Source organism: Pseudomonas sp. GW823-FHT05G12, from assembly GCF_058795575.1.
Map to the genome: position 1 here is coordinate 4,486,178 of NZ_CM179501.1, position 19,673 is coordinate 4,505,850.

15 protein-coding genes are annotated in these 19,673 nt (G+C 54.1%); 11 read left to right on the plus strand and 4 right to left on the minus strand.

Going from position 1 to position 19,673, the window contains the following annotated elements; all coding sequences use genetic code 11:
- Positions 1-21 precede the first annotated feature (21 nt).
- Positions 22-1,023, plus strand: coding sequence for an NADP-dependent oxidoreductase (locus AC3RCM_RS20545; protein WP_064491202.1), 1,002 nt, complete (start codon positions 22-24; stop codon positions 1,021-1,023).
- Positions 1,024-1,987: 964 nt separating this feature from the next.
- Here AC3RCM_RS20545 and pyrF read toward each other — a convergent pair.
- Complete coding sequence (pyrF, locus tag AC3RCM_RS20550) at positions 1,988-2,689, minus strand: orotidine-5'-phosphate decarboxylase (RefSeq protein WP_010952851.1); 702 nt, start codon at positions 2,687-2,689, stop codon at positions 1,988-1,990.
- 183 nt (positions 2,690-2,872) lie between these two features.
- Here pyrF and AC3RCM_RS20555 point away from each other — a divergent pair, with 183 nt between their 5' ends.
- Complete coding sequence (locus tag AC3RCM_RS20555; protein WP_010952850.1) at positions 2,873-3,040, plus strand: DUF2897 family protein; 168 nt, start codon at positions 2,873-2,875, stop codon at positions 3,038-3,040.
- A 36-nt stretch (positions 3,041-3,076) separates the two neighbouring features.
- On the opposite strand, the gene AC3RCM_RS20560 is transcribed toward AC3RCM_RS20555, so the two are convergent.
- Positions 3,077-3,412, minus strand: coding sequence for a ComEA family DNA-binding protein (locus AC3RCM_RS20560; protein ID WP_020193049.1), 336 nt, complete (start codon positions 3,410-3,412; stop codon positions 3,077-3,079).
- Between the two features lie 428 nt (positions 3,413-3,840).
- Here AC3RCM_RS20560 and wecB point away from each other — a divergent pair, with 428 nt between their 5' ends.
- Together wecB and AC3RCM_RS20570 are read left to right on the plus strand one after the other, a co-directional pair.
- Entirely contained in the window at positions 3,841-4,983 is a 1,143-nt protein-coding gene (gene wecB / locus AC3RCM_RS20565; protein WP_492629103.1) for a non-hydrolyzing UDP-N-acetylglucosamine 2-epimerase, read from the plus strand.
- 665 nt (positions 4,984-5,648) lie between these two features.
- A complete protein-coding gene (locus AC3RCM_RS20570; RefSeq protein ID WP_020193848.1) occupies positions 5,649-5,924 on the plus strand; it encodes a DUF3077 domain-containing protein in 276 nt (91 codons plus the stop codon).
- Between the two features lie 196 nt (positions 5,925-6,120).
- Here AC3RCM_RS20570 and AC3RCM_RS20575 read toward each other — a convergent pair whose 3' ends face one another.
- A complete protein-coding gene (locus tag AC3RCM_RS20575; protein ID WP_492629104.1) occupies positions 6,121-6,834 on the minus strand; it encodes a hypothetical protein in 714 nt (237 codons plus the stop codon).
- Between the two features lie 192 nt (positions 6,835-7,026).
- Entirely contained in the window at positions 7,027-8,691 is a 1,665-nt protein-coding gene (pgi, locus tag AC3RCM_RS20580; protein ID WP_104962325.1) for a glucose-6-phosphate isomerase, read from the minus strand.
- A 334-nt stretch (positions 8,692-9,025) separates the two neighbouring features.
- On the opposite strand from pgi, the gene kdsA reads away from it, so the two are divergent.
- From kdsA to AC3RCM_RS20615, 7 genes are all read left to right on the plus strand, one after another.
- A complete protein-coding gene (kdsA, locus tag AC3RCM_RS20585) occupies positions 9,026-9,868 on the plus strand; it encodes a 3-deoxy-8-phosphooctulonate synthase (RefSeq protein ID WP_104962326.1) in 843 nt (280 codons plus the stop codon).
- A gap of 647 nt (positions 9,869-10,515) precedes the next feature.
- Entirely contained in the window at positions 10,516-11,625 is a 1,110-nt protein-coding gene (locus AC3RCM_RS20590; RefSeq protein ID WP_158682569.1) for an acyltransferase, read from the plus strand.
- Positions 11,626-12,100: 475 nt separating this feature from the next.
- Positions 12,101-12,892, plus strand: coding sequence for an ABC transporter permease (locus AC3RCM_RS20595; RefSeq protein WP_104962328.1), 792 nt, complete (start codon positions 12,101-12,103; stop codon positions 12,890-12,892).
- An 88-nt stretch (positions 12,893-12,980) separates the two neighbouring features.
- Complete coding sequence (locus AC3RCM_RS20600; protein WP_256597865.1) at positions 12,981-13,559, plus strand: ABC transporter ATP-binding protein; 579 nt, start codon at positions 12,981-12,983, stop codon at positions 13,557-13,559.
- 51 nt (positions 13,560-13,610) lie between these two features.
- Positions 13,611-14,717, plus strand: coding sequence for a KpsE/RkpR family capsule polysaccharide export protein (locus tag AC3RCM_RS20605; RefSeq protein ID WP_104962330.1), 1,107 nt, complete (start codon positions 13,611-13,613; stop codon positions 14,715-14,717).
- Positions 14,710-15,801, plus strand: a complete 1,092-nt coding sequence (locus tag AC3RCM_RS20610; RefSeq protein ID WP_104962331.1) for a polysaccharide biosynthesis/export family protein — start codon at positions 14,710-14,712, stop codon at positions 15,799-15,801. Before AC3RCM_RS20605 ends, AC3RCM_RS20610 begins: the two co-directional genes overlap by 8 nt.
- A 45-nt stretch (positions 15,802-15,846) precedes the next feature.
- Positions 15,847-19,599 carry a CDP-glycerol glycerophosphotransferase family protein gene (locus AC3RCM_RS20615; protein WP_492629105.1) on the plus strand — a complete coding sequence of 1,251 codons (3,753 nt, stop codon included), beginning with the start codon at positions 15,847-15,849 and terminating at the stop codon, positions 19,597-19,599.
- Positions 19,600-19,673: the final 74 nt, after the last annotated feature.

Here is a 19,673-nt window from a genome sequence, read left to right on the forward strand (position 1 = left end):
CACCGCCCACAAGGACCCGCCATGACCCAGACCAACCGCCGCTTCCTGCTTGCCAAACGCCCGGTCGGCGCCGTGCGCCGTGACGACTTCAGCTTCGAGACCGTACCCGCCGAACAACCCGGCGAAGGCCAGGTACTGGTGCGCAACCTGTACCTGTCGCTGGACCCGGCCATGCGTGGCTGGATGAACGAAGGCAAGTCCTACATCCCGCCCGTGGCCCTGGGCCAGGTAATGCGTGCGCTGGGTGTCGGTGAGGTGATTGCCTCCAATCACCCCGGTTATCAGCCCGGCGACCACGTGAGCGGCGCCCTCGGTGTGCAGGACTACTTCACCGGCGAGCCCCAGGGCCTGCACAAGATCGACCCCAAGCTGGCCCCCCTGCCCCGTTACCTGTCAGCCTTGGGCATGACCGGCATGACCGCCTACTTCGCCCTGCTTGAGGTCGGCCAACCCAAGGCTGGCGACACCGTGGTCATTTCCGGCGCGGCCGGTGCGGTGGGCAGCATTGTCGGGCAGATTGCCAAGATCAAAGGCTGCCGCGTGGTCGGCATTGCCGGCGGTGCCGAAAAGTGCCAGTACCTGAAGGACGAGCTGGGCTTTGACGGCGTGATCGACTACAAGGCCGAAGACGTGCTGGCCGGCCTGAAGCGCGAATGCCCCAAAGGCGTGGACGTGTACTTCGACAACGTGGGCGGCGATATCCTCGATGCCGTGCTGACGCGCATCAACTTCAAGGCACGCATCGTGATTTGCGGCGCGATCAGCCAGTACAACAACAAAGAAGCGGTAAAAGGCCCGGCCAACTACCTGTCGCTGCTGGTGAACCGCGCGCGCATGGAAGGTTTTGTGGTGATGGATTACACCAAGGACTACGGCAAGGCCGCGCAGGAAATTGCCGGCTGGTTGGCCAGTGGTCAGGTGAAGAGCAAAGAGGATGTGGTGGAAGGGCTGGAAACCTTCCCGGAGACCTTGTTGAAGCTGTTCAGCGGGGAGAATTTTGGCAAGTTGGTGTTGAAGGTTTAAACGCCCCTGCACGGCACCGATGGCCCGGCACATGCCCTTGTAATCGGGTTCACCCGCGAAAGGGCCGGGCCTGCCGGCCAATTTCCACCGGCCGCCCACCGTTGCCGCCGCCACCGTATTCGCGGGTAAACCCGCTCCTACACGGATCGGGGGCGCAGCCACATCAATGGTTCGACACAGGCATCGGTGGACCGAAAGGGCCAGGCCTGCCGGCCAATTTCCACCGGCTATCCACCGTTGCCGCCGCCACCGTGTTCGCGGTGACACACATCGGTGGCTGGGCACAGCCCGTCGTAGGAGCGGGTTCACCCGCGAAAGGGCCAGCCCTGCCGACCAATTTCCACCAACCGTCCACCGTTGCCCCCGCCCCCGTATTCGCGGGGGACACACATCGATGGCTCGGCACAGCCCGTCGTAGGAGCGGGTTCACCCGCGAAAGGGCCAGCCCTGCCGACCAATTTCCACCGGCCGTCCACCGTTGCCGCCGCCCCCGCATTCCCGGACACACACATCGAGGCTCGGCACAGCCCGTCGTAGGAGCGGGTTCACCCGCGAAAGGGCCAGCCCTGCCGGCCAATTTCCACCAGCCGTTCACCGTTGCCGCAGCTACCGTGTTCGCGGTGACACACATCGATAGCTCGACACAGCTCGTCGTAGGAGCGGGTTCACCCGCGAAAGGGCCAGGCCTGCCGGCCAATTACCACCGGCCGTCCACCGTTGCCCCCGCCCCCGTATTCGCGGTGACACACCTCCATGGCCCGGCACAGCCCGTCGTAGGAGCGGGTTCACCCGCGAAAGGGCCAGCCCTGCCGGCCAATTTCCACCGGCCGTTCACCGTTGCCGCCGCTACCGTATTCGCGGGTAAACCCGCTCCTACACACGGATCGGGGGTGCAGCCACATCAGGGGTTCGACACAGGCATCGGTGGTTCGGCACAGGCCCTTGCTGGACAGCCGCAGGTTAATTACCCACGGATCTCCGCCACCACCGCTGCCAACGCTTGCGCAGGGTCTGCAGCCTGGCTGATCGGCCGGCCGATTACCAGGTAGTCCGAACCGGCATCCAGTGCCTGACGCGGGGTGAGGATACGGCGCTGGTCATCCTGCGCGCTGCCCGCCGGGCGAATGCCCGGGGTCACCAATTGCAGCGAGGGGTGCGCCGCCTTCAGTGCCGGGGCCTCGAGCGCCGAGCACACCAAACCGTCCATACCCGCTTTTTCCGCCAGCGCCGCCAAACGCAGCACTTGCTCCTGGGGGTCGACATCCAGGCCAATGCCGGCCAGGTCTTCACGCTCCATGCTGGTCAGCACGGTCACGCCAATCAGCAACGGCTGCGGGCCGCTGCGCTTGGCCAGTTCTTCACGGCAGGCCGCCATCATGCGCAGGCCACCGGAGCAATGCACGTTGACCATCCACACGCCCATCTCGGCGGCAGCCTTTACCGCCATGGCGGTGGTGTTGGGAATGTCGTGGAACTTGAGGTCCAGGAACACTTCGAAGCCCTTGTCACACAGGGTTTCGACAATGCCCGAAGCGCTGCTGGTGAACAGCTCCTTGCCAACCTTCACCCGGCACAGCGCAGGGTCAAGCTGGTCAGCCAGCTTCAGGGCGGCCTCACGGGTAGGGAAATCCAGGGCGACGATCAGGGGCGTCTGGCAGGCGGACATGGGCAGGGTCTCTTGGCAAGTCGAAAACGGCGCGCATTGTAAACGAAGTGGCGCAGGCTTTGGGGCCCGCAGGTCACGGAATTGGCCCAACAAGGCCTGGCACCTATAATTGAACCAACGGAACGGGCAATTGCTCAAAATTCATGTAACCGTTGCCCACGGCCCGATCTAAGGAGAACGACAATGCCCTGGTATGCCTGGCTGATACTCATCATAGCCCTCGGCTCGATTGTCGGCGGGTTGATGCTGCTGCGCGACACGGCCAAGAAACTGCCGCTGACCGAAGAACAACTGCGCAAGGTACATGAGCGTAATGCCGAAGCGGATGCCAAGGACGCGCAGGACCGCTAAAGGCCGGGCCAGGGCATCACCCCGGCCCCTGCCCGCTTACTCCACCATCACCTTGTCCCGGTTGCGCTCCAGCAACGCATTGCCTATCCCCTTTATCTCCAGCAGCTCATCCACCGAAGCAAACGGCCCATTGGCCTCGCGGTAGGCCACGATAGCCTCCGCCTTGGCCTTGCCAATGCCGTTCAGCTCCTTTTGCAGGGTGAGTGCATCCGCCGTGTTCAAGTCCAGCCTTGGCGCCTGCTGTGCCTGGGCCTGGGCCACCACTGGCACCGGTTCGGGCACAGCCATGGTGCTGGCCGGGGCGGCGCTCAGGGAGAACGACAGACTGGCGAACAGCGGCAGCAGCAGGTACGACAGAACGTTATTGCGCATGGTCAACACTCCTTGGGTTGGTCATTTTCCAGCAACCGCTTTCCTTCGGCTGCGCAACCAACCCTAGCGGGTAACCCGGCCGCACAATACCCAAGCCCCCCGGCGAATGGTTACCGAATCGGTCAGCAAAACGCTCAACTTCGCCCACCCACCAACCGTGGCCGTTTCCGCCCCGCTCGGCCCGGCCCTGAACGCACAAGGCCCTGGCCCTGTGCCTGTAGCCAAATCCCCGTTTGTCCGATACCCGCTGCCCACCATTGCCCGGCCATTCTCCTACAACGCCCGCCGAACAAGGCCCGCCCGGTAAACCGCCCTTCCCCAGTCGGTAAGCCTCCCCCCGGCAAACTGGCACGCCATTGCCCGCCTGCTAGATTCTTGAGCAATGGAAACCGGCCTGCTTCAAGGACCCGAGCAAGAGGATCACTGCCGTGCCCCTCAAGACCCTGACTGTTTTCGGTACCCGCCCAGAAGCCATCAAGATGGCCCCGTTAGCCCTGCAACTGGCCCAGGACAGCCGCTTCGAAGCCCGCGTGTGCGTCACCGGCCAGCACCGGCAAATGCTCGACCAGGTGCTGGAGCTATTCGGCATCAGCCCCGATTACGACTTGAACATCATGAAAGCCGGCCAGGACCTGACCGGTGTGACCACTGCCATCTTGCAAGGCATCCGACCGGTGCTGGCTGCGTTCAAGCCCGACGTGGTGCTGGTGCACGGCGACACTGCCACCACCTTTGCCACCAGCCTGGCGGCTTACTACCAGCAAATCCCCATTGCCCATGTAGAAGCCGGCCTGCGCACCAACAACCTGTATTCACCCTGGCCCGAAGAAGGCAACCGGCGCCTGACCGGGGCCCTTGCCGCGCTGCACTTCGCGCCCACCGCCACCTCGCGCGACAACCTGTTGCGCGAAGGCACCGCCCCGGCGCACATCTTCACCACCGGCAACACCGTGATCGACGCCTTGCTGGAGGTGGAGCAAAAGCTGCAAAGCCCCGCGCTGAAGGCCCGTTTCGCCAGCCACTTCAGCTACCTGGCAGCCGAGCGCCGGCTGTTGCTGGTCACCGGCCACCGGCGCGAGAACTTTGGTGGCGGCTTCGAGCGCATCTGCCAGGCCCTGGTGCAGATTGCGCGGCAATTCCCCGAGTTGGACGTGGTGTACCCGGTGCACCTCAACCCCAACGTGCGCGAGCCGGTCAACCGGCTGTTGGGGGATATAAGCAACATCCACCTTGTCGAACCGCTGGATTACCTGCCGTTCGTTTACCTCATGACCCGGGCCTATGTGATTCTGACCGACTCGGGTGGCATTCAGGAGGAAGCACCGGCCCTGGGCAAACCGGTGCTGGTGATGCGCGATACAACCGAGCGCCCAGAAGCCGTGGCGGCAGGTACGGTCAAGCTGGTGGGCACCGAAGTGGCATCGATTGTGCGGGCGTTGAGTACCTTGCTGACCGATGAGGCGGCGTACCGCGAAATGAGCTTCGCCCATAACCCCTATGGCGATGGCAAAGCCTGCGCGCGCATACGCGAAGCCCTGGCCACCTGGACCACCCCCCACCGCTCAATGTAGGAGCGGGTTCACCCGCGAATACGACAGCCGCGCCCCCCCTGCCCCCCCAGTAAAAACTGGCCACCAGCCCCACCCCGACCTAAGCCCACCCCCGCTCGGCGTAGGAGCGGGTTCACCCGCGAATACGATATCCGCAGCCCCGCTAACCCCCCAGTAAAAACTGGCCAGCGCCCCCACCCCGACCTGAGCCCACCCCCGCTCGACGTAGGAGCGGGTTCACCCGCGAATACGATATCCGCAGCCCCGCTGAACACCCAGTAAAAACTGGCCAGCAGCCCCCCTTCCGCGTGCCCCCCCAACAACAGTCAACAATCACCGCGAAGAGATTTGCCTTGGAATGCACATTCCGCACGTCAGACTTTCCTGAAACCCCGCCCCACCTCTTCAGCTCGGACAACCAAGCGAACTATCCTACGTGCCAGTCAGAAGCAGCTGAATTGTCGGGGAAATGTCTCAGGGATAACGTCACCGGGTCGCCATGTTGGTGACCGGGTGTGAGAACCTGATGCGAGCTACCTGACTTGCCTGTCATGGCAGTCGTACGCGGGCAGACTTCGGTCTGGCCGAGCTTTGTAGCTCCCTCGGTTTCTCACCCCGTGTACGACTGCCGCCCTGGTCCGTGAGAAAGATCTGCGTGGCAGTTCCACCTATCAGGAGCAACTACCATGAAAAACAACAACCAATCCCCCCTCCTCACCGCAGGCATCGAAACCTTCCTCGAAGCCGGCAACCCCACCCTGGACCTGCTGCGCGTCCAACCCGGCATCCCCGTCGATGACGCCTATGAACACGTCTCCGTCCTGCTGGGCTACTGCAAGCACTTGGTACGCGAAGGTGACATGGAAGACGACCACAAGATGCTGGGCGCAGCGGATTACCTGCTGGCCACCGCAAAAGCCCTGATGAACGACATCGAGATTGCGAAAAACAGGCACCACTGAAGGGAATGACGCGAGACCAGGCGAGGCTACGCCTCGCTTGCAGTCGAAGAAATGGGCTTTATCAGGCCAGTCGTGACGAGGGCAAACCACTGCATTGGCCAAGCCCCCACACTGTGGGAGCGGGCGCGCCCGCGAACACCGGCACCGCCGGTGCCATCCACCCCATGCCTACAGGATCACAGCCCCCACCCGCCGCTCAAATCTCACTGCGCGGATAAACACTGATAAACGCCGAAATGGCAATTGCATCCCCATCATCCACCTTCACCCGCGGGCTCTGCCCCGAGCGTTTGATATCCGAGGCAAAATCAGCGGTCTTGAATGCCTGCTCAAGCTCGTCACCGCCCACCCCGGCATAAACGACCACCTGGGTACCGGTATTGTGCTTCTGCAGAGCCAATTGCTTGATCTGAACCTGCACACCCGCCTTGGTCAGCGCAACGGCAATTTCCTTGGCAAAGCGCACAGCTTCCTTGTCATCTTTGTGGATATTCAGCAACACCACCGGCGCCAGCGTCTTAGCCTTCAGCTCGCCCGCCAATGCCTTGAACGCATCATGCGCCTGCGGCGTCAGCGCTCTGGGCTTCAGGCTGGCCTCCAGCTTCAACCGCCCGGCCCGCTCGCGCTCAAGTTCGGCCCTGAGCGCATCGTTCTGCTCCATGAGCTGCTCGATCTCCAGCCTGGCCTGCACGTCCGACTCCTGGACAACAGTAACCACCTGCGCCCCCCGCGAAACGGGCACTTCGGTTTGCTGGCTTTTTACATCCGAGGTCATATGGGCAATGATCATCGCACTGGCGGCGATCAGCGCAGCGATTACCGCAGTGGCAGAGGCTATGGCATGGATAAGGCTGGCTGTGTCTGCTGAAATATCAGGCATAAACAACTTCTTGAGGTTAAGGATTTTCATCGTTTCACGTTAAGGGAGACGCGCCGTAATTGGCACGCCTCGATTACTCATAGCGCTTCAAAAAGCGAGCGTCACCATGGCAGAGGCTATACATTTGAATGACTTACGATAGCATTTAAACGATAAAAACTCTGTTCGGCTTCAAGCTTACGCCTACCTACACCCGTTAAAGACTCTTGGCGCTAGGAAGAATCAACCCCGGTGCCGACTGCGGAAGTGGTTGATCAGTCCCTGCGTGGACCCATCTTCAGCATTCTCTTCAACGCTCCCGTTCAAGCGCTGATAGACCCCCTCACCTAACTCCTTGCCGAGTTCCACGCCCCATTGGTCAAACGCGTTGATGCCCCAGATAACGCTTTGAACGAAGACTTTGTGTTCGTACATGGCTACCAAGGCACCCAAACGTCGTGGGCTGATGCGCTCGACCACCAAGGTATTACTCGGGCGGTTGCCTGGAATTACCTTGTGTGGTGCCAACCTTTCGATATCTGTTTCGCTCAAGCCTTGGCCACGCAGTTCAGCTTCGACCTCATCACGCGTTTTGCCCAGCATCAACGCCTGGCTCTGCGAAAGGCAGTTGGCGTACAGCCACTGGTGATGGTCCGCTACGGGATTGAAGCTCACTACTGGTACGATGAAGTCAGCTGGAATCAGCTGAGTGCCTTGATGCAAAAGTTGGTGGTAGGCGTGTTGCCCGTTGCAGCCAACACCGCCCCAGATTACCGGCCCGGTCTCAGTTTTGACGGGTGTGCCATCCTGCAAAATACTCTTACCATTGGACTCCATATCCAACTGCTGTAAGTGTTTGGTGATGTTGCGCAGGTAGTGATCATACGGCAGGATCGCGTGGCTATGCGCCCCCCAGAAGTTGCCGTACCACACGCCCAGCAAAGCCAGCAACACGGGCATGTTTTCACTGAAAGGCGCGGACTGGAAATGCTGGTCCATGGCATGCGCACCAGATAACAGTTCCTTGAAATTTGCAGTACCGATCGCCAGGGCAATCGGCAGGCCGATTGCCGACCACAGCGAATAACGTCCACCCACCCAATCCCACATTGGGAAGATGTTTTCCTCTCGAATACCGAAAGCTAATGCAGCAGACTTATTGCTCGAGACGGCGATGAAATGACGATAAAGTTCAGCCTCCGTACCACCCTGCGCCAAGTACCACGTACGCGCTGCGGTAGCGTTCTTCAGGGTTTCAAGGGTGTTGAACGACTTCGACGAAACGATAAACAACGTGGTTTCAGCGCGCAGATTGGCAGACAGCTCATGGAACTCGCTACCGTCGATATTTGCGAGATAGTGGCAGCGCACGCCACGTTGGGCATAGGGCAGCAACGCTTCGGAAACCAGCTCAGGGCCAAGGAACGAACCGCCAATTCCGATATTGACCACGTCAGTAATCGGTTTTTCGGTGTAGCCGCGCCACAGACCATTGTGGATACGACCGACCAAATCGGTAATCTTGTTAAGTACCTTGTGCACCTCAGGAATGATGTCCACCCCGTTGATATACAGCTTGTCAGCCACCGGCCGGCGCAATGCCGTGTGAAGCACCGGACGACCTTCGGTAGCGTTGATGACCTCACCGCCGAGCATCGACCGGATCGCACCCTGAAGGCCCACCTCGCTGGCCAAGTTCACCAACAAGTCACGAGTCTGGTCGGTGATCAGGTTTTTCGAATAATCCAGGAACAGGCCGCAGCTACTCAGGGAGAATCGGTCGAAACGATCGACATCGTTGCTAAAGGCTTCACGCATACTGAAGCCTTGCATGGCATCGCGGTGTTGCTGAAGCGCCTTCCAGGTTGGCAAAGCAGTGACATCGTGGGGTGTACGGTAAAACGCCATTGCAGGGAGATCCTTGATGCTGGGTGATGCTTGAACCCAGCAGTCATTGCCAGGTTCAGATTCGGCGCCATTATAGGCATTGAGCACGCGTGGGAAAGGGAAAAGCTCGAATGATTAGCTTTTAAGGGCGAGGAAAAGCCCGTTTCTTCTGGTGGAGAAACACCCTAAATCAGATGTATTACGCTCAGAGCTGCCCTGATCCGCCCATCTCAGTAAACCCTGATCAACCTGGCAAAAAATTGTAGAATCGGATCAACCACGCGTAGCGAGGGAATGCTGCTTACCCCCTCGCCACTCCCTATGGGCCCCTCCCCATGGACATATTGAGTAAAAAATGATCAGAATCACCCCCACAATCGAATGCTCGAACTTGGTTCCTTTTGTCCTGTTCGGTGGAATCAACGTCCTTGAGTCCGAAGACCTTGCCCTGAAAGCATGCGCGGAATACGTACGCGTTACAGAGAAGCTGGGCATCCCGTATGTTTTCAAGGCCAGCTTTGACAAAGCCAATCGCTCTTCCATCCATTCCTTCCGCGGCCCAGGCATGGAAGAAGGATTGCGCATCTTTGAAAAGGTGAAAGCTGAGTTCGGCGTCCCGATCATCACCGACGTTCACGAAATTTATCAAGCTGCTCCGGTTGCTGAAGTGGTTGATGTGCTGCAGCTTCCTGCCTTCCTTGCGCGGCAAACCGACCTTGTGGTCGCGCTGGCCAAGACTGGCAAACCTGTCAATATCAAGAAGCCCCAGTTCCTTAGCCCATCGCAAATGCAAAACATCGTGCACAAATTCAAGGAGGCTGGTAACGACCAGTTAATTCTCTGCGATCGCGGTACTTGCATGGGCTACGACAACTTGGTTGTAGACATGCTTGGCTTTGGCGTGATGAAGCGCATGTGCAATGACCTGCCGATCATTTTTGACGTGACGCACGCCCTGCAGAATCGCGACCCATCCGGTGCTGCTTCCGGCGGCCGACGTGAGCAGATCGTCGATCTTGCGCGCGCAGGCATGGGCGTGGGCTTGGCTGGCCTATTCCTGGAAGCGCACCCGAATCCGGATCAGGCCAAGTGCGATGGTCCTAGCGCACTTCCATTAGATAAGTTGGAACCGTTCCTCGCGCAGATCAAGGCGCTGGATGACCTGGTCAAATCTTTCCCGCCGCTGATTATTTCTTGATTGGATCCAGAGTAGTCCAAAGCCAGCCTAACCACCATTGACTTCTTTTACGCGATTTTCAACAGATGCTCCTAAATGATGAGGTTAAGCTAGTTACCTGCTGAAGCCTCATCATTTTGGGATGGTGAAAAGTGAAAAAGAGGCGATTTTACACATTCGAGCATTGATGGGGCACTTAAGCATAGTTCATAAAATATTGCTTAAGGCAATATATCATTGGGCCATATATGACGTGCCGCGCTTCAGCGCCTCTTGATCTCGCAGGAGATAATGGTCCGACGACGACCAGCGGCGCTAGCAGCTTGAATGCCCAGAGCCCCCCCCTCCACCTCATCGGACGACGGGCTCAGCTCCTCGTATCAGTTACACGTAGACTTTTCCCAGCCCTGCTGAATCCTCGCTGCCCCATGGTGCATCTGCGCAAGGAACTGATCACCAAGCCCCGTAAGCCGCTCACAGATCATTTCCTCTTGATAACGTGGTCTTACCGTGTAAAAGTTGAAGATACTGGAGACGCCTTCGAGAAATGCTGGATTGCATTGAAAGTAAAGGGCTGGAGCTTTGGTTGAGCGGAAGCCGCTTACCTTACTGGACGATTGAAAGGTGAAGAGTTCAGGATCTTGGCCTGACAGCATCAGAATCGACCAATGTTCCAGGAAAAGATGAATAGCTGTCATGAACTGCTTTTTCACCCCAAGGCCATTCAGCCAAAATCATTAAACAATGTAACGCAAAATTTAGTTGGGGTTTATTTAATGGGGTCTCGCTACTCTAAAACTGCCTCTCTTCCAAAGACAGTTAACCACAAAAACCTTCACATGGTATCATCCTGGATTGAAATGGAATCCAATTCAATCCTAGAGCTTGGCCTGGACATCAAACTAACCAAGGCAAACATCACAATTGGCGAAGGATCCGAACTTAGAATTGGTGGCATGAGCGAGATTCGCGGACGAATCATCGTTGCGCCAGGGTGTAAGGTTATTATCGGCGAGGGGCTAATCTGCAACGGCGACATAAAAATTCATGCATCCGAAAACAGCAATGTAATTATTGGAAAAGACTGCCTATTTGCCAACCCTCAACTACTCTCATCAGACATGCATTCAATTTTCGCCGAAAATGGAGAGCGCATCAACTACTCTCGAGATATCCTTCTTGGCGACAGGGTCTGGCTTGCTACCAATGCGTTAATTCTTAAGGGCGCGCAAATTTCGAATGACACCGTTGTAGGAGCCGGCGCAGTTGTAAGCGGTCGCCACCCAAGCAACGTCGTAATTGGCGGAAACCCTGCAAAAATTATTAAGAGCGGGATCACTTGGTCTAGATTTCTTGTAGCAGGTAGGCCGGTTCAATTTGGAGATAATTTCTCCCAAAGTTCGCTTAGCTTAGCCGCCCGCGAGTCAAGACATAAAGATGTTTTAGCTATGGGCATGGCAGCATGGAGCCATTGGAGCGAAATGGACATAAGCAACCACTACATCTTTTACTACCTAGCCAAAAGTCTTCTATTAACAGCCTTCACCAAAGGAAACTCATCCGCCATTGTAAATGGATATGCAATTAGCTTGCGAGACATTTATGATTGCTTAATTCTATCATTTGAGCTAACAAACCGCCGAAACTTTCCGTGCGCGGCCTACGCCTACTTGGCTGCACAAATGCTAGGCCTTTCAGATGGCACGAAGTCTTTGTATAACGAAGTAAAGCAATCCTGGAGTCATATTGACGGAAGCAATTTTAAATTCAGCGGCTAGAATGCTCGACATCATTGCTTAGAATAAAATTTCAACCCCACATAGCGCCAGATCGAACACTGAGGGCGCCCAAGCCTGAACCGAGCAACACGAGATAGCGTAGCCCCTACGCCAAGCCCCTGATCGAAGCAGCAACAACATAGAAGCTAGCGAAACAGCGGAGCGCTCGACCAGGCGCTCCACGCCCTTTGAGTCCTTCGCACCCCAAGGACAAAACGAATTAACAGTTGCAAAAAAAACCCATGAATGGTATGGCGCTTACGCCATTCGTCTTAAAAATAGACAGCGAGCCAGAACTTTCCTTCGTTATTGGTGTACCTCTCTTGACGCTCATGCCTCCTGACGCTTACCCTTCTGCCCCTTACGAACAGGGAAGTTTCCGGAATATCCGCGTGAAATAGCCCGCAGGACGGGACTTTCCTGAAGATGAATTCCGGCGTGCCTAGGCGCGCCGCATTGTTTTGCGGTCGCAATCTTGAAGCCTCGTTCGTCTCTGCAGATCCAGAAATCCGTCATCTTTGCCCTTGTCCTACGCGAGGCGCGTGCTCGTGTCGGCGACACACGCCTAGGCGCGCTGTGGATGCTACTCGAGCCCCTGGTTCACCTCCTTCTTTTTTCTCTGCTGTTCGCACTGATACGAGGCCGTACCGTTTCCGGCGTTGAATACCCGGTATTCATTTTGGTTGGCCTAGCCCCATTCCTGCTCTATCGCAATACCGCCCTACGTTTAATGGACAGTCTTCGCGAAAACCGTTCGCTGTTTGGCTACAAACAGATCAAACCACTCGATACATATATCGCACGCGTTATTGTCGAGACCTGCATTGCCGTCACCGTTTACACCATGCTGCTGTTTGGGTTCGCATGGGTAGGCTTCGATATGTCGATCAAAAGCCCATTGCAATGGGTCGCCACCTTGCTGTTAGGCCTTATGTTTGCGCTTGGATTGGGCATGCTTCTAGCGCTTATCACTCACGCCCTTCCTAGCATAAAAATCGTTATTCGCATGGCGTTCTTTCCACTGTATTTCATTTCAGGTGTGCTGGTTCCTGCGTCTTACCTACCCCAGGCAATGATGCCTCTGCTACTGCTGAACCCGTTCCTGCATATCCTTGAACTGATTCGCGCCGAGGTGCTGCCTCATTACACCCCGGTGGATGGCGTGTCCGAGACCTATGTCATCAGCTTCACATTGATTTTGCTGTTCCTATCTCTGGGAGCCTACCGCGCCCGCAGGATGCACCTGATTTCCACGAAAAACGGTTAAGTACAGGCCAAACGTGTTCGAGCTTAGAAACGTAACCAAGTCGTATCTGACACCCAACGGCCGACGGTATGTCTTCCGCAATCTCTCAATGGCCATACCGCCAGGGAAAAACATCGGACTTATAGGACGCAACGGTGCGGGCAAGTCGACGCTTATGCGCCTGCTCGGCGGCGCGGATGTGCCCGACTCTGGCACAATTGTCACTGATCGCAGCATCTCCTGGCCAGTTGGCCTGACAGGCGGCTTTCAAGGCAGCATGACAGGCCGCGACAACGTGAAGTTCGTGTGCCGTATTTACGGCGCAATTGGCGACGCCATGCGCGAAAAAATTCGATACGTACAAGAATTTGCAGAAATTGGTGACTGGATAGACGAACCGATCAAGACATACTCCTCCGGCATGCGCTCACGCCTAGCGTTCGGCCTGAGCATGGCATTCGACTTTGATTACTACCTGATCGATGAAGTGATGTCGGTGGGTGATGCGCAGTTCAAGCGCAAATGCGCAGAAGTTTTCAAGGAGAGATTGCAGAAGTCAAACGTCGTCTTAGTCTCCCACTCCATGCCGGAAATTGAAAAGTTATGCGACATCGTTCTGCTGGTACGTGATGGCGGTATCCAAATCTATGACGATGTCGCTGAAGGCATAAAAGCCTATAACGGATGACCCTTCCTTTCCAACATCGCAGCACGGTTCCAATTCAAGGATGCATCACATATGAGCAGTACAGGTAAACTCAAGGGCTGGCGCCTAGCAATTGGCATGGTGGTCTTGCCAATGATCCTGGCGGCCATTTATTACGGCGGGTTCGCCATCGACCGCTACGTTAGCTATGCCCAAGTAGTGGTTCGTCAGGACGGCGGCAATCAGGGTGCGCAAGTCCCCGGCTTAGCCACACTGCTGACAGGTAATAACCCAGCCTCACGAGAAGAGACCCTATACCTGCGCGAGTACATTGTGTCAACTGACATGATGCTACTGCTCGAAGACCGACTCCACTGGGTACAGCAATACTCTGCTCAACGCAGTGACATTTTTTTCTGGTTGGACAAGGATGCCGATCGCGAAGACTTGCTTAAGTACTACCAGCGGATGGTCTCGGCACATTATGACGAAACCACAGGTCTACTGCGGGTCGAAGTGCAAGCCTTCACACCAGAGCTTTCAGAACAAATGCTGCGCACCATCCTCAAGGCAAGCGAGCAGTTCGTAAACGAAGTCAGTCATAGTATTGCCCGCGAGCAAATGAAATTCGCCAAAGGTGAACTGGAAACTGCACGCCTCAATTATGCTGAGCGCAAAACTGAGCTGATAAATTTCCAGAACATCAACAAGGTACTTGACGGCGGTAACACTGCCCAAAGCCGTGCCAGTATTATTGCCGAGCTTGAAGGACAGTACACCAAGGAACAGGCAACTCTCACTGAAATGCAGTTTAAGCTGCGCGCCGATGCACCTCAGGTCAAGCAGCAAATACAGAAAGTCAACGCCATCACCCAGCAACTGGCCAAAGAAAAACGCCTGCTCGTGTCTTCGCCCAATGGCTCGCAATTGAACGTTGTCGCCTCTCGATTCCAGCAGCTTACCCTGGATTCAGGTATCGCCGAAGAGAGCTATAAGACAGCCGTGGCCGCTCTTGATAACGCACGTATCGAAGCCAGTAAAAAAATTCGCACTCTGGTTACTGTCGTCAGCCCCAACACTCCCCAACTGGCCCTGTATCCAGAACGACTGTACAACCTGGCAACCATATTACTTGGCCTGCTAATGCTGTACGGCATCACCCGCTTCATCCTGGCTTCTATCGAGGATCATCGTGATTAAATCCGTTGTTGCATCCCACAACTTCAAGCTGAAATTGGCAGCACTGACCCTCGCAGCCCTAAGCCTGGCTGGATGTGGCGGCACCCTATCGGGCGCAGGCCCATACAAGGGTGATATCGAGAGCAAAAATGAGTCGTATAACCTCGTCGAGATCAATGCCAACACCATTGCGCCATATATGCGCCCCACCGTGCGGCCTGCTCAATCCAGTATCGCCAAGCCAGTAGCACCTACCGCGCGGCTTATGCCCGGAGATATTCTCAATGTGCTGATCACCGACAACGCTCCGGAAGGTTCGGCGCTGTTCGCACCGTTGGCCACTGGAGGCACGCAACTTAAGACTCGAATCGATGATCAAGGCACCATTTCGCTACCCTACGTTGGTCGTCAGTATGTAGCCGGCATGACACTCAACCAAGTTGAGAACATGATTCGCAAGCAGCTTAAAGGCGTAACAACTGATGTGCAGACCCACGTTGAACTGGTAGGGGATTTGTCAGGTTCAGTGCTGGTCGCGGGCGCCGTGAAGACACCTGGTCGTTTCAGTACACTTCAAGGACCGCTGACATTGCTGGACGCTGTCAACCAAGCAGGCGGGCCAGTTTTAGAACCGCACTTGGTCAACGTCACCGTTCGCACGGGCAGCCAGGTTCAGCAGTTCAACTATGAAGATGTACTGGCGGGCAACAACATGGTTCTACGTCCGAACTCAGAAGTCGTGCTGGACCGCGCGCGTCAACGTTTTGTGGCCATGGGTGCAGTTGGCGAACCCGGCCTGAAAGATTTGCCATCTCAGAATACAAGCTTACTTGATGCATTGGGCAGCGTAGGCGGCCTGCGTGAAGCAAATGCCAACCCAGAAGGTGTATTTGTGTTCCGCATGCCTGAAGGCACCGCTGATGCAAAACCAACAGTTCTTCGACTGGACATGCGCGATCCTGCAGCGTTGTTTTATGCACGCCAAATCATGATTAAACCGGATGACACAATTTATGTAACTAATGCGGCGGTCTACGAGTGGCAAAAAATCATTTCGCCAATTGTACAGACCATGGTAATGGGGCGTGCAGTAAGCGCCTACTAAGCTTCTTTATTTTCGCCAAGACATGAAGAATGTCTTGGCTTTTTTATGGAAAAAAAATTGAAAAATCGGAAAAATAACCTGGCTAAGTTCTCCCAAAAACCAGCCGCAGTCCAAGCACCCGAGCTTGAAACCGCTGTTGCAGAAGTGGTTGTTCCTGCACCTAAAAAAAGTGCAACTAGGAAATACTCTATTGTAACAGCTGCTTACAATGTCGAAGCTTATCTTGACGAGTTTCTTAGCAGCGTCACAGAACAGACCATTGACTTTGAAAAACACATTGAATTAATCATTGTTGATGATGGCTCACAGGATGATACTGCAAACATCGCAGCGTCTTGGGTACGTCGCCACCCCAAAAACATTCGATATCTATATCAGCAGAATGCTGGACAAGGTGCAGCAAGGAACAATGGCCTAGAATACGCCACCAATGAATGGGTAACCTTCATCGATTCAGACGATTTACTCTCCCGCGACTATTTTGAATGCATCGATAAGTTCATTAGCTCTAACACCACTGAACTTAAAGCTGTTTGTGCGAATTTCATATTTTATTATGAAAACAAGAAAGAACTGAGCGATAGCCACCCCTTGAGATTCCGCTTCGCAAACGGCAATGTAACACTACCCATTTCCAACCCCGGTAGAAACATTGCACTGAATGTCAATGCCGTATTTTTCAAGCGCGCGAGACTAATACAGAGCGGCCTGCAATTTAACCCTCTTGTGAAGCCCGGCTTTGAAGACAGTTTGTTTGTAAATAGCTACTTGCTTGAAGCCTACAAAGATAAGGTTGGCTTCTGTGCAGATGCAAAGTACATTTACAGAAAGCGTGATAATGGAACATCAACACTTGATACCGCCTGGCAGCACCCTGGTCGATATGACCATCAACTTCGCCTTGGTTCTCTAGGCCTGATCAAAAAAAGTATCGCTCTACTTGGAAGCGTACCGAAATTTATTCAGCGCGTAGCCATGTATGATATCGCCTGGCACATAAATAAAGTCATTCGATTTGACTCCGATATTCGCAGTTTAACCGAACCTCAGCTTGATCACTACAAGTCATTAATGCAGGAAATTTTCAGCCATATCGAACAAGATACGCTGATGAACTTCGAGCTTGCAGGAATGTGGTTCTTCCAAAAACTTGGACTAGTGGCAAAATACAAAGGGCACACGCCAAACTTCAACATAAGTTACATTGACAACTACGACGCCACAAAAAATCTGGTAAAGCTCAAATACTTTACACCTACTAACGAAATAGACGAACAAGTATTTGTTGACAACAAGATTTTAGTACCAACTTATAGCAAGACACGGATTCATCGCTTCTTTGACGAACCGTTTCTTTACGAGCGAATTTTGTGGCTACAGTTGGGCGATGGGAATAACTTCCGGATTACAGCCCAGAACAAGCCCACCCGAATCACTTTGCAAGGCAAACAGTTCAAAGACGAAGTTCCGATCGAATTAATCTATCGTGCATTTGACAAAAAACCTATAGACGAATCCAATCTTCCAGAAGACATCTTGGAGATTCGTCGAGCAGTATCTGAACCCACCATGGTAAGTAAATTTGGTGGATGCTGGCTTTTGATGGATAGAGACAATTATGCCGACGATAACGCAGAGCACCTATATCGGTATATATCAAAGCACCACCCTGAAATTAAAGCATTCTTTGTGCTCCACGAAGAAAGTTCAGACTACGAACGTCTTACTCGCGAGGAATTTAACTTAGTCGCGTTTGACAGCATTGAGCACAAGGCCGCACTGATTAACTGCGCACATTTCATTTCGTCCCACGCGGACAATTATATCTTCTCAGGCATCACCAAAAAGCATTTTGGGGACCTGATAAATTATAAGTTTACATTCTTGCAACACGGTGTAATTCATAATGATCTGTCAGTCTGGCTGAACACAAAAAACATTGACTGCTTTATCACCTCAACTCAAGATGAATTCAACTCCATTTCTGGAACGAGCCCATACCTGTTCTCCAGCAAGGAAGTAGCTATCACTGGGCTTCCCCGGCATGATGTATTCTATGATGGAAACCACACCCAGAGCTCAGCTATTTTGATTATGCCTACTTGGCGTAACAACATCGTTGGCGCTCCGATTGGCAATAGTAATATCAGGGAAATTAATCCAGACTTCTCTGAAACAGAGTACGCCCACCACTGGAAGGGATTGCTGAATAGCCAAACACTGAAGAAACTTGCCACCGAAAGCAATACAAAGGTTATCTTCGCACCACACGTAAATATTAGACCTTACATCAATGAATTCGAGTGCCCTGAATATATAGAGATTTGGAAGGACGACGGATCAGAGTCCATCCAAACCTTGTTTAAGTCCTCAAAAATTATGATAACGGATTATTCATCTGTTGCTTTTGACATGGCAGCAATGAACAAGCCTGTAATCTACTATCAGTTTGACGAATCAGAATTCTTGTCTAAACATACAAGTAGGCCGGGCTACTTTGACTATCGTCGTGACGGATTCGGCCCAGTGTGCTCGAGCCAAGTAGAAGTAGAAAGTAACATTGAGAACTTGCTCACCCCTGATAGTGAAGAGTCAAAGCTCTATTACGCGCGATGCGAAAAGACTTTCGTCTTCCATGATGGTAACAACTGCCGTCGTACAGTTGAGGCGATCAAAAAGCTCGAGCTCAATGTAGTCCCGAAGCACCACGAAACTTCCGCCCTGTTTGAAACCGGCACTTTTGCAATGACTGCCAAAAACTGGAGTCTGGCTATTTATTGCTTTGAACAAGCTATTGCCTCTCCGTTGCAGCCTGACGTCGGCGTATACGCTAGACTCATTAAGTCACTACAGGAATCAGGGGACCATAAGCGCTCCCTTGAGGTGCTGGAGCATGCTCAAGCTATCCATGGCAACAACGATGAACTCAATAGCTTCAGCCTGCAGGCCATTTTCAAGATGCGCCCAATTAACGATGCGGTCAGTATTTATGAAAAACTAATAACAACTGCCAAGCCAAAGTCTATTCCCTCATCGATTGTCGCAACTGCGGCCAACCACTACGTAGCCCAGGGCCTACCCGATAAGGCATTGGCGCAACTTACATTCGCGGACAACGAATCCCATCCGGATATAATCCGCTGCCGAGCAACAGTTGCACTAGAAAGTAGTGATTGGGCAAACGCCGCTGATCTTTGGAAACAAGTACTATACACCTCCCCTACCGAAGATCATCGCCTCAAACTATTCGAAGCGCAATACAATGCTAATCAGCATCAAGAGTGCATGCTCACACTTAAACAAATGCGAGACACCAAGGATTTTGGCGCGCTGAACATACCTGCTGCTGAAGTATTTTTCCAGAATTCAAAATGGGCGGATGCAGACAAGTATTGGACGCTTGCGAGCCAATCAAATCAGCTGCACGCAGACACCTGGCTGAAGCTTGCTAGAGCGCGACGTCGTGCTGGTAATCCAGAGCTAGCCAAAGAAGCGTTGATAAACGGGTTAGAGTCTACGAATGAGCGTTTAAAGCTGCAAGAAACCTCCCTGATTCATCTCGCCTTGAGCAACTGGGATGCTGCTATTGAAAGCTTTAATTACTTCCTTTCCAGGAAGGACCTTAAACCTAACAGAGACGCAAAGCTGGACCTCGCCTATGCACTGCATAAATCCGGGAACACATTAGCCGCTGAAAAAGCCCTTGCCGACTACAACAAAAAGCATGGTGAAGACAGCAGGAGTGCCAAAATAGCGTCTGATATTAAACAAGGTCACATTGGCCAAGTGGCGTCTTAAGCTGTGAACGGCGCGCGGACCTTTTAATCGCGCGCCGTTTCATTTAGCAAAACCTATTATCGCAGCCACCTCGG

Bases quoted from the DNA above. Each gene is read 5' to 3' on its own strand.
- AC3RCM_RS20570 (WP_020193848.1), top strand. From the start codon at position 5,649: ATGAAAAACAACAACCAATCCCCCCTCCTCACCGCAGGCATCGAAACC.
- AC3RCM_RS20575 (WP_492629104.1), bottom strand. From the start codon at position 6,834: ATGAAAATCCTTAACCTCAAGAAGTTGTTTATGCCTGATATTTCAGCA.
- pyrF (WP_010952851.1), bottom strand. From the start codon at position 2,689: ATGTCCGCCTGCCAGACGCCCCTGATCGTCGCCCTGGATTTCCCTACC.
- AC3RCM_RS20605 (WP_104962330.1), top strand. From the start codon at position 13,611: ATGAGCAGTACAGGTAAACTCAAGGGCTGGCGCCTAGCAATTGGCATG.
- AC3RCM_RS20615 (WP_492629105.1), top strand. From the start codon at position 15,847: ATGGAAAAAAAATTGAAAAATCGGAAAAATAACCTGGCTAAGTTCTCC.
- pgi (WP_104962325.1), bottom strand. From the start codon at position 8,691: ATGGCGTTTTACCGTACACCCCACGATGTCACTGCTTTGCCAACCTGG.
- AC3RCM_RS20590 (WP_158682569.1), top strand. From the start codon at position 10,516: ATGTTCCAGGAAAAGATGAATAGCTGTCATGAACTGCTTTTTCACCCC.
- AC3RCM_RS20600 (WP_256597865.1), top strand. From the start codon at position 12,981: ATGGCCATACCGCCAGGGAAAAACATCGGACTTATAGGACGCAACGGT.
- kdsA (WP_104962326.1), top strand. From the start codon at position 9,026: ATGATCAGAATCACCCCCACAATCGAATGCTCGAACTTGGTTCCTTTT.
- AC3RCM_RS20560 (WP_020193049.1), bottom strand. From the start codon at position 3,412: ATGCGCAATAACGTTCTGTCGTACCTGCTGCTGCCGCTGTTCGCCAGT.
- AC3RCM_RS20545 (WP_064491202.1), top strand. From the start codon at position 22: ATGACCCAGACCAACCGCCGCTTCCTGCTTGCCAAACGCCCGGTCGGC.
- AC3RCM_RS20555 (WP_010952850.1), top strand. From the start codon at position 2,873: ATGCCCTGGTATGCCTGGCTGATACTCATCATAGCCCTCGGCTCGATT.